This window comes from Corynebacterium sp. HMSC077D03 (assembly GCF_001808545.1).
Lineage (GTDB): Bacteria > Actinomycetota > Actinomycetes > Mycobacteriales > Mycobacteriaceae > Corynebacterium > Corynebacterium simulans.
In genome coordinates this window covers 42,694-52,673 of sequence record NZ_KV793671.1, presented here as the reverse complement: position 1 = coordinate 52,673, position 9,980 = coordinate 42,694, and the positions used below count along the sequence as shown (strand labels likewise).

Below are 9,980 nucleotides of genomic sequence, written 5' to 3'. Positions count from 1 at the left end.
CCCCCCGCCGACGGGAACCACCATGGTATCCAGGGACTTGCCCTGTGCTGACAGTTGCGCAAGCACCTCGGCAGCGACGGTGCCTTGCCCCGTAACGGTGTCACGCGCGTCGAAGGGCTCGATGAAAATGGCGCCGTGCTCGGCGGCGTCGGCATGCGCGGCTGCGGCGGCCTCATCGAACGTGGAACCGGTGACCACCAGCTCCACCATGTCTGCCCCATGTACCTTAATGCGGTCGCGTTTTTGCTTCGGAGTAGGTTCTGGGACGAAGATTTTTCCTCGAATGCCCATCGAACGGCAAGCATAAGCTACGCCTTGCGCATGGTTTCCGGCCGAAGCTGTCACGATGCCGAGACGGCGCTGCTCCGCCGAAAGGTTTGAGATGCCATACAGCGCGCCGCGGATTTTATAAGAGCGCACGTCTTGCAGGTCTTCGCGCTTGAGATAAACTTCAGCGCCTATTTCTTGGGAAAGGCGCGGGCAATAGTGCAGGGGTGTGGGAGAAATTTCCGAGCTAATTCTCGCCTGTGCCATCTGAATATCGGAGGCATGGATCGGTGAATAAGCAGCGGAAGTTTCAGTCATGCGCCAAGTTTAGCGTGTCCGCTACCCCGCGGGATGCGATTATCTAATAATCGACCGGTTTATGGGAAGTTCACTCAGAACTATCTGGAGAGTTAGCTGAAGTTAGCATGCGGATAACTTTCTCCAGCGAAGGTATTCGATGGTTTTCGCTGCGTTTTCTCGCACGAATTATCTCTCTTTCCTACTCTCTTCCTACTTTCTTCAAGGAATTCACAACTTATGTCTCAAGCTCCCCGTTTTTCTCTCCGCCGGCGCGCCACCGCAATGTGTGCGGCCCTTGTGACCAGTTTTTCGCTGGTTAGCCCCGCGCATGGCGCCATCGTGGCGAAACCGGTAGAAGAATCTGCCGCCGACGCCGGAATCAAACTCACCCCGCTGGGCACCTACGAGTCCGGGGTGCATGGCGAATCGGCCGCGGAAATCGTGGCCTTCCACGCCGCTTCCCAGCGCATCCTGACCATCAACGCGGTATCGGGTGAGGTCGATATCCTGGATGCTTCCGACGCCGCGCACCCGCGCAAGGTTTCTACCGTCTCCGCTGGCGGCGACAAGGAAATCAACTCCGTCGCCGTCCGCCCTGATGGCCTTGCCGTCGCAGCTGTTCAGCAACAAGACAAGACCGAGCAGGGCGAGGCTCTCTTCTTTGACGTCAACTCGGGCGAGGAGTTGGGGCGTATCACCGTCGGAGCACTGCCGGATAACGTACACATCACTGCTGATGGCGCTTACGCTCTGCTTGCCAATGAGGGCGAGCCTTCTAACGAGCTCAACGCAGCTGGCGATGACTACCTAAGCGATCCGGAGGGTTCCATCTCCGTCATCGCGCTGCCGCAGGATGTCGCAGCGCCGACGCAGGCAGATGCTCGCATCGCTGATTTCCGAGCTTTTGATAACACCCCGCTTCCCGCAGGCGTGCGCGTGTTTGGCCCGGAGGCACACGATGCTAAGCCTTCCATCGACTTCGAGCCGGAGTACATCACCTCCGCCGAGGGCAAGGCCTACGTGAGCCTGCAGGAAGCAAATGCCATTGCGGTCGTTGATATCGAATCAGCAAGCGTGGAAAAAATTCTGCCTGCCCACATCGCTGACCACTCCCAAGTAGCCCTCGATACCTCCAACAAAGATGACGCCGCTGAGCTGCGCACCCTGGGGGTTAAGGGCTTGTCGATGCCGGATTCTATCGGCGCTTTCCAAACCAACGGTCAAACCTATTTCGCCACCGCAAACGAGGGCGACGCCCGCGAGTGGGGCATCGATGAGAAAGATGGCGGCACGGGTGTCTACTCCGAGGAGGCCAAGCTGAAGGACCTCATTGAGGCAGGAAAGGTATGTGAGGGCGCGCTTGGCGACGCCAACCTCGACGAGCTTGCCAGCAAGAAAGTCGCCGGCAACCTGAAGGTCACCACGGCTTCCGGCTGGAATGCGGACAAAGAATGCTTCGATACGGTCTATAGCTTTGGCAGCCGTTCCTTTTCTATCTACGACGCCGCCGGCAATGTTGTATTCGATTCTGGCTCCGAGTTCGAGAAAATCAGCGCCAAACTGCATGCCGAAGGCGTCTTAAACCACAACGCCGACAATGAGTCTGCGGAGTTTGATGATCGCTCTGACAATAAGGGCCCGGAACCAGAGGCACTTGCTGTTGGCAAGGTTGACGACAGGACCTACGCATTCATCGGCGCCGAGCGCCTCGGCGGCATCTTTGTCTACGACGTCACCGACCCCACAAATGCTAAGTTCACCACCTACGTCAACAACCGTGACTTCAGCACCGATGAATTTTCCCAGGCCGGCGACCTAGGCCCTGAGGGCTTTGCGTTCGTGGACAAGAAGGACTCCCCAACCGGGCGTTACATGCTTATCGTCGGCAATGAGGTCTCCGGCACGACCACCACCTACGACATCGAAGACCTCACCTCGGCAGACGATCCCGCGCGCGCCTCTTCCGGGGCTTCGTCGCAAGGTTCTTCCCTGAGCTCGACCGGAAGCTCCGTGCATGGCTCCTCCGTGGGCGCGGCGCTGAGCATCTTCGCTTTAATCGCAGCGGTGGTGGGCGTGGCCTTCACGCCGGGCCTACGTGACCAGGTTCTCGGCTTCCTGCCTGGACATCTGCGCTCTGAACTGGAAAAATTCTTCTAGTAAAATTTTAGGCTCTTGATTCGCGCGAGCTTGCTACGGTAGATGAGTTATTAATTGCCTTCACTGGCTCCCGCGCCACACTCCAAGGAGAACTAATTCTCATGCGTCTTTCCACCACCATGGTCGCAGCTTGCGCCACCGGTCTCGCTCTCATCACCCCTGTCGCCGCAAACGCCGCTCCAGCTGCTCCCACGCCAGAACTATCCGCTGAATGCCAGGCCCAGGTAGATAAGGCTGTTCAGGACCACAAGGATGCTGTTGAGGCCGGCACCGCGGGTTCTTCTTTCATGGGCCCACAGGAGCTGCTCAAGGGAATCCTCAGCGGCTACGGTTCCTCCGGCATGCCGGCAACCCCGCCATGCGTTGCTGCAGAAAAGGACGCCGCCGCTAAGGCCAAGGAAGAGGAAAATTGGTCAAAGATGCCGGAGTGGGCACAGTCCGCTCGCCCATCTGAGGAGACCAAGGAAGTCTTCGCTTGGGTCTCCATCGCCCTGACCGGCGTCGCTACGGTTGTCCAGGTCCTCGCAATGGTTGCTAAGGCTAACCCGGCCATCCTCGAGCCGGTCAAGCAGATGCTGCGCAACGCAGGCGTCAAGTTCTAAAACCTTAAAGAAGCGGCACGCGCTCCTCACTTTCGCGGGGTAGGGCGCGTGCCGCTTTTCGTATGTGGAAGACCTATTCAGAAGGACTAGAACAGTTCGCGGGTGGCGAGCTCGGCGCCATCGACAAGCGCTTGTAGCTTTGCCCACGCAATCTGATAGTGCAGACGCCCACCCAGGCCGCAGTCAGTCGAGGCCACGACGTTTTCCGGGCCTACCAGCTCGGCAAACTTGATGATGCGATCGGCCACGAGCTGCGGGTGCTCCACCGCATTGGTGGAATGCGAAACCACGCCCGGGTAGATGACGGTTCCCTCCGGCAGCTTGTGGTCCTGCCACACGCGCCACTCGTGGGCATGGCGCGGCGAAGCGCCCTCGAAGGAGAAACCACCGACCTTGGCCTGCAGAATCTCTTCGATGATGTCACCGAACGGGATGTCGGTGACATGCGGTCCATGCCACGATCCCCAGCAGATGTGCAAGCGGGTCTGCTCGCGCGGGATGTCCTTGATGGACTCGTTGAGCACCGCGATGCGCTCATGCAGGAAAGCCTGGAAGTCAGCCACTGACGGCTCCGGCACCACGCTATCCCAGGCCTCTGCCAGGTCAGGGGCATCGAACTGAACAGTCAGACCAGCATCGGTGATGGCCTTGTACTCCGCTTTCAGGGCCTCACCGCAGGCGCGGACCAGGTCGATGTCTTCCTCATAGAACTTGTTGGGAAGGCGCGCCGCCGAGCCCGGCGACAATGCCGCCACGAAGCCGTTGCTGGCCCCTGCCTTGCTCATCGCCTGCTTCAGCAAAGAAACATCCGCATCCACCTGGTCATGGCCAATGTAGGTCACGGGACCGGTGAACTCTGGGTTCGCCACCTTCTTGCGACCGGTAAAAATGCCCGAGTCAGGGTCGTTATAGGCCTCCGCGAAAAGCGCTCGGTCACGGCGATCCTTCATCGAAGAAAGGCGAATCTTACCTGGCGCTTTACGACGTCGTCTACCGAGCGCTCCAGGATCTCGTGAAAGGCTTCGTCGCTAATTTCTCCGGCAGAACGCTGAAGGTTAGCCTCCAGCAGTTCCTCCGTACGCGGCAGCGAACCCACGTGGGTAGTGCGAATCTTGTTGACCATAAGTGCGTGTACCTCCGATTTTTCACTTCTAGACTGTGCTGTCTAGATTAACCGAAGGCTCCACGCGCGTTAAGGCTTTTGGCGCTTTAGATTCACCTGCTAAGTTCACCCATTAAAGTCACGCGGCCGTCTAGCCCAGAATTCCGGCACCCATCGTGGCCTTCAAGTCACCCATCAGGTTGCCCGAACGCTCCACGCGCAGGTGTTCGCCAAGGACCATCATGGTGGACTCCGCGCCGTCGACAAGCGTTAAGTACACATCCGACTCGCCCTTGTTGTTGACCAGCACCTGCTTGAGCTTGGCGATGTTTTCCATCGTGCACTGATCCGTGCGCATGGTAAGGCGCAGCGGCAGGCCCGCTCCCCCACCTGGCCCCAAATCCGGCACCCGGATATCGGAGCAGAACAGGGACATACGCTCGTCACGAATCTTGACCTGTACTTTGGCCAAAATGATGTTGTCTTCCGCAATCTGCGGTGCCACCAGCGAATAGACCTGGTTGAAGACCAGAATATCCACCTGCGCGCCGTTGTGGTCTTCCATATTCACGATCGCCCACGGAGAGCCATCACGCTTGGAAAAGCGCCTGTCAACGCCCGAGATGATGCCGCCGATAACCAGCTCCTGGCCGTTGTGAACCTCGCCGGAGAGAATCTTCGGCAGTGGCGTATCCGTCTGCGACTCAAGTGCTTCCTCGAAACCGTCCAGCGGATGGCCGGAGACGTAAAGACCCAGCATCTCGCGCTCCAAGGCGAGCTCATGCTTGCGCTCCCAGTTGTCGTCCGGGATATCAATGGCGAAGGCAGAAGCCACTTCAGATTGCTCATCGCCGCCGAAGCCAGCAAAAAGGTCGAACTGCCCCTTGTCCGCTGCCTTCTTCGTGGTCTGCACGGCATCGACTGCATCCTCGTGGATGAGCATCAAGCCCTTGCGCGGGTGCTCCATGGAATCGAAGGCGCCGGCCTTGATGAGCGATTCCGTCACGCGCTTGGTGCAAGCGGTCAGCTCAATCTTGTCGAGGTAATCCGAAAAAGAGGTAAATGCGCCCTTTTCCTTGCGGGTCTTGACGATGGACTCCACCACTTCCGAGCCGACGTTACGGATAGCGCCCATGCCGAAGCGAATATCCTCACCGACCGCCTGGAAGTTCTCCACAGACTCGTTGACGTCGGGCGAAAGCACCTTGATGCCAAGGTGGCGGCAATCGGAAAGATAGATAGCGGACTTATCTTTCTTATCGCCCACCGAGGTCAGCAGTGCTGCCATGTACTCCGGCGCGTAGTAGGCCTTGAGATACGCGGTCCAGAAGGAAACCAGGCCGTAGCCTGCGGCGTGGGACTTGTTAAACGCGTAGGAAGCGAAGGGCTCAATCGTGCCCCACAGCGCATCCATGGCGTCCTTGGAGTAGCCGTTTTCCTGCATGCCGCCCCAGAACTTGTCGTACTGCTGGGCTAGGACTTCCGGCTTCTTCTTACCCATGGCCTTGCGGAAGCCATCTGCCTCACCAGCGGTGTAATTGGCTACCTTCTGGGAGATACGCATGATCTGCTCCTGGTAGACGATAAGACCATAGGTCTCATCGAGGATCTCACGCAGCGGCTCCTCCAGCTCGGGGTGAATCGGCGTGATTTCCTTGCGGCCGTTCTTGCGGTCCGCATAGTCCCAGTGTGCGTTAACGCCCATCGGGCCCGGGCGGTATAGCGCCAGCGACGCGACGATGTCTTTAAAGCCCGTCGGTTTCATGCGCTTAAGCAGCTCCTGCATGCCGCCGGAGTCCAGCTGGAACACGCCCAGGGTCTCGCCGCGGGAAAGCAGCTCGTATACCTTTGACACGTTAGGGTCGTCGGCGTGGATTTCCTCCAGTTGGATTTCCTCGCCGCGGTTTTTCTTGATGTTTTCTAGGCAATCGCCGATGACTGTGAGGTTTCGCAGTCCCAGGAAGTCCATCTTCAGCAGGCCAATGGCCTCGCATGCCGGGTAATCCCAGCCGGTAATATACGCGCCGTCGGCAGGCCTTTGCCACATCGGAATGTGGTCCATCAGGCGCACGGACGCCATAATCACCGCACAAGCGTGCACACCGGCCTGGCGGACGACGCCCTCGAGACCACGCGCGGTCTCATAAATCTTCTTGACGTCCGGGTCCGTCTCAATCATCTGCCGGACCTCGGTGGCCTCTGAGTAGCGCTCGTGCTCCGGGTCCATGATGCCCGATAGCGGAATGTCCTTCGCCATGATGGCAGGCGGCAGCGCGCCGTTGATGCGGTCAGCCATCTGGAAGCCTGGCTGGCCAAAGTGCACTTTCGCGGAGTCCTTGATGGCCTGCTTGGTCTTCACGGTGCCGAAGGTAATCACCTGCGCGACCTTGTCCTCGCCCCAACGATCGGCGGCGTACTGAATCATCTCGCCACGGCGGCGGTCGTCGAAGTCGATATCAATATCCGGTGCGGATGGACGCTCCGGGTTGAGGAATCGCTCGAAGAGGAGGTCGTGCTCAATTGGGTCAATATTCGTGATGGTAAGCGCGTAAGCCACCAGCGCACCTGCCGCGGAACCACGCCCCGGCCCCACGCGAATGCCCACGGATCGCGCATGCTTGATGAGCTCGGCCACGATGAGGAAGTAGGAAGGATAACCCTTCATATCGATGACGCTGATTTCATACTCAGCGCGCTTCACGTACTCCTCCGGCACCTCCTTGCCCGGGAAGCGATCCTGCAGGCCCTCCATCACCTCGTGGGTCAGCCAGGAAGTTGGCGTGTGACCTTCCGGCACGTCCGCAATCGGCATGCGGTCGTGGGTATGCTCCTCCCAAATCTCGCCGTAGTCCTGTACGCGTTCGGCGATCCACAGGGTGTTATCGCAGCCGTCTGGAATCATGTCATCCCAGATCTCACGCATCTGCGCTGCGGATTTGATGTAGTAACCGGTGCCGTCAAACTTGAAGCGATCCGGGTCCATGAAGGTCTTGCCGGTCTGCACACACAGCATTGCCTCATGCGAGGGCGCCTGGCTTTCCAGCACGTAGTGGCAGTCATTGGTAACAAGCGGCGGCAAGTCCAGTTTGCGGCCGATTTCCAACAGGCCGTCACGCGTGCGCTTCTCGATGTCGAGCCCGTGGTCCATGAGCTCCAAGAAGAAGTTGTCCTTGCCATAGATGTCCTGCCACATCGCCGCAGCCTCCAGCGCCTCGTCGAACTGCCCTAAGCGCAGGCGAGTCTGGACGTCGCCAGACGGGCAGCCGGTGGTGGCGATGATGCCTTCTGCATGCTCTGCGATGAGCTCGGCATCCATACGCGGCCACTTACCCAATTGGCCCTCATAAGAAGCCAGCGAGGAAAGCTTGAACAGGTTTTTCAGGCCCGTCGCGTTTTCCGCCAGCATGGTTTGGTGCAGGTAAGCACCCGATGCGGAGACGTCGTCGCGCTTTTGATCAGGAGTGCCCCACAGCACGCGCTTTTTGTTAAAGCGGGACTCCGGCGCCATGTAGGCCTCAATGCCGATGATGGGTTTCACACCCGCGCTGGTCATCCTCTTATAGAAAGCGTTAGAGCCATACATATTGCCGTGGTCGGTCATGCCCACGGCCGGCATCTCCTGGCGCACCACCTCATCGGCGAGCATGTCCACCTTGGCCATGCCGTCCAACATCGAGAACTCGGTGTGATTGTGAAGGTGAACAAAGGAGGAGTTTTTCGCCATGCGGGTTAGTTTAGCGGGCGCGTCAAACCCCGACGCCGCGCCGAAAATACTGACAAGAATTCTTCGCAGTTTCGGCTGCCAACGAGTACATTATTTCCCGATGATTTACACCATTGCTGCCTATCTCATGTGGGGCTTCTTCCCCGCTTTCTTCCCGCTTTTGCTGCCAGCGAGCCCGCTGGAGATTCTGGCGCACCGCATCGTGTGGACTGCCGTGCTGGTTACCGGTTTCCTTTTCCTCACCGGCGGTTGGCGCGAGTTACGGGCGTTTAGCGCACGCACGTGGGGATGGATGCTCGCGTGTGGTGTGGCCATTACGGTCAACTGGGGCACTTACGTCATTGCGATTAACTCCGGGCATGTTGCCGACGCCGCGCTGGGCTACTTCATCAACCCGCTTGTTTCGGTGGCGCTCGGCATCATCTTCTTGAAGGAAACGCTCAACAAGGCGCAGGCGGCATCGGTTGGAGTGGCCTTCATCGCCGTTATCTGGCTGACGTTTATGACCGGCCAGGCACCGTATATCTCCCTGGCTTTGGCGTTTAGCTTTGGCATCTACGGCCTTATGAAAAAGCGCATCCACGTCTCCTCTACTGGTTCGGTGGCGGCGGAGACCATCGCGATGCTGCCGGTGGCAATCGGCTATCTGGTCTGGCTAACCTTCCAAGGCCAATCCACATTTGCCAGCGAAGGCCCCAGCCACATTGTGCTTCTGATTGCCTCCGGCCTGATCACCGCTTTGCCGCTGCTGTGCTTTGCCAAGGGCGCCAAACAGCTACCGCTGGCCACAGTGGGCATGCTGCAGTACATGACCCCTATCATGCAGATGCTCTGGGCACTGTTTGTCAATCACGAGCACATGTCCACCGCCCGCTGGATTGGCTTTGGCATCATCTGGGTGGCGGTTATCATCTACCTCGCGGATCTGGTCCGCACGCGCCGCGCTTCCCGACGCCGCGCCCGCTAACGCATCTCTTTCCGCGCTGCCTTTGCTCGGCGGCGCCTTTCTTTTTCTTCCCGCGCATCAAGCGCCCAGCGCGGCATCTGAAAAATCATAAACAAGCAATAGACGGCCACGAAGGCACAGATGCCAATCGAAAGCGGCTCACCGGAAGTAAAAAACAGAAACACCAGCCCAATAAGACAGAACACCAGCCCCACCCACACGGCAATATAGGCAAAGCGGTAGTTCGGCATCCAGGCGCTGGTATCGGCAAAAATGCGCATCTTTATCCTCTTCTGTGTTCCTTCTTCCGGTTCTTTTGCGAGCCCTTTCGCGAGAGCCCGTGCTTGAGCATGCACTAGTACTGCAAGGAATTTAGGGGCCGGACGCCAAAGCTGCCCCAGGCGGCGTCGGCAGGCGCGGGTTCTACTGCAGCAACCAACTCGTTACCGGCAATCTCGCGCAGGCTATCGCCATCAGCCCAGACGATGACCGCATCCACCTTCGACGGCACATTCGCTTGGCCTACTCCCGCATAGGAATCGCGCAGGCGCTTTATCTCCGTATCGATAACGCCAGCGCGGTCTGCTCCTGCAGTAGGCTCCGGCACTGCCAAAGGTGCCGCCATCCCTAAGATGATGGCGCTCATGCGCGGGGCCGGCTGCGCCAGAGCGGCGACCTGCTGCGAGTTCAATGACTCGTCAAAGCTGACCAACGCATATGACGGTTCATCGGCAGCAGCAAGCGCATCTGCCGCCCGCGCTATGTATTCCTCCCGCGACTCATTATCGGGGCCTAGCTGATCCCCCTGCAGAGCCACCGTCGACTTGGTACCGAAAAGCCCAAAGCACAGCAGGATGAATAGAACAAACATTACTGCCATAA

The 9,980-nt window shown here is 58.7% G+C and carries 7 protein-coding genes and 1 pseudogene; 3 read left to right on the top strand and 5 right to left on the bottom strand.

Annotated features, from left to right (window positions below; translation table 11 throughout):
- Positions 1 to 585: pyridoxal-phosphate dependent enzyme (locus HMPREF2888_RS03025; protein ID WP_141744811.1), on the bottom strand; the 585-nt coding region annotated here is incomplete at its 3' end.
- Positions 586 to 804: 219 nt separating this feature from the next.
- Here HMPREF2888_RS03025 and HMPREF2888_RS03020 point away from each other — a divergent pair.
- Together HMPREF2888_RS03020 and HMPREF2888_RS03015 are read left to right on the top strand one after the other, a co-directional pair.
- A complete protein-coding gene (locus HMPREF2888_RS03020) occupies positions 805 to 2,724 on the top strand; it encodes a choice-of-anchor I family protein (protein WP_061923407.1) in 1,920 nt (639 codons plus the stop codon).
- Between the two features lie 101 nt (positions 2,725 to 2,825).
- Positions 2,826 to 3,326 carry a hypothetical protein gene (locus HMPREF2888_RS03015; RefSeq protein WP_061923410.1) on the top strand — a complete coding sequence of 167 codons (501 nt, stop codon included), beginning with the start codon at positions 2,826 to 2,828 and terminating at the stop codon, positions 3,324 to 3,326.
- An 86-nt stretch (positions 3,327 to 3,412) separates the two neighbouring features.
- Here the strand turns inward: HMPREF2888_RS03015 and HMPREF2888_RS03010 are convergent.
- A pseudogene (locus tag HMPREF2888_RS03010) lies at positions 3,413 to 4,449 on the bottom strand (cobalamin-independent methionine synthase II family protein).
- Between the two features lie 130 nt (positions 4,450 to 4,579).
- Positions 4,580 to 8,152, bottom strand: a complete 3,573-nt coding sequence (gene dnaE / locus HMPREF2888_RS03005; RefSeq protein WP_061923413.1) for a DNA polymerase III subunit alpha — start codon at positions 8,150 to 8,152, stop codon at positions 4,580 to 4,582.
- 100 nt (positions 8,153 to 8,252) lie between these two features.
- Between dnaE and rarD the strand changes: the two genes are divergently transcribed.
- Positions 8,253 to 9,119 carry an EamA family transporter RarD gene (rarD, locus tag HMPREF2888_RS03000; RefSeq protein ID WP_062038271.1) on the top strand — a complete coding sequence of 289 codons (867 nt, stop codon included), beginning with the start codon at positions 8,253 to 8,255 and terminating at the stop codon, positions 9,117 to 9,119.
- On the opposite strand, the gene HMPREF2888_RS02995 is transcribed toward rarD, so the two are convergent.
- Both HMPREF2888_RS02995 and HMPREF2888_RS02990 read right to left on the bottom strand, forming a co-directional pair.
- On the bottom strand, positions 9,116 to 9,379 hold the full coding sequence (locus HMPREF2888_RS02995) for a permease (RefSeq protein WP_070433288.1): 264 nt from the start codon (positions 9,377 to 9,379) through the stop codon (positions 9,116 to 9,118). The two genes, rarD and HMPREF2888_RS02995, sit on opposite strands and share 4 nt — an antisense overlap.
- A gap of 74 nt (positions 9,380 to 9,453) precedes the next feature.
- The gene (locus tag HMPREF2888_RS02990; RefSeq protein ID WP_246815028.1) at positions 9,454 to 9,969 is read right to left on the bottom strand and encodes a hypothetical protein; all 516 of its coding nucleotides are present in this window, start codon (positions 9,967 to 9,969) and stop codon (positions 9,454 to 9,456) included.
- Positions 9,970 to 9,980: the final 11 nt, after the last annotated feature.

What these genes read in the sequence shown, in the direction of transcription:
- HMPREF2888_RS03020 (WP_061923407.1), top strand. Translation starts at nt 805, where the DNA reads ATGTCTCAAGCTCCCCGTTTTTCTCTCCGCCGGCGCGCCACCGCAATG.
- HMPREF2888_RS03015 (WP_061923410.1), top strand. Translation starts at nt 2,826, where the DNA reads ATGCGTCTTTCCACCACCATGGTCGCAGCTTGCGCCACCGGTCTCGCT.
- dnaE (WP_061923413.1), bottom strand. Translation starts at nt 8,152, where the DNA reads ATGGCGAAAAACTCCTCCTTTGTTCACCTTCACAATCACACCGAGTTC.
- rarD (WP_062038271.1), top strand. Translation starts at nt 8,253, where the DNA reads ATGATTTACACCATTGCTGCCTATCTCATGTGGGGCTTCTTCCCCGCT.
- HMPREF2888_RS02995 (WP_070433288.1), bottom strand. Translation starts at nt 9,379, where the DNA reads ATGCGCATTTTTGCCGATACCAGCGCCTGGATGCCGAACTACCGCTTT.
- HMPREF2888_RS02990 (WP_246815028.1), bottom strand. Translation starts at nt 9,969, where the DNA reads ATGTTTGTTCTATTCATCCTGCTGTGCTTTGGGCTTTTCGGTACCAAG.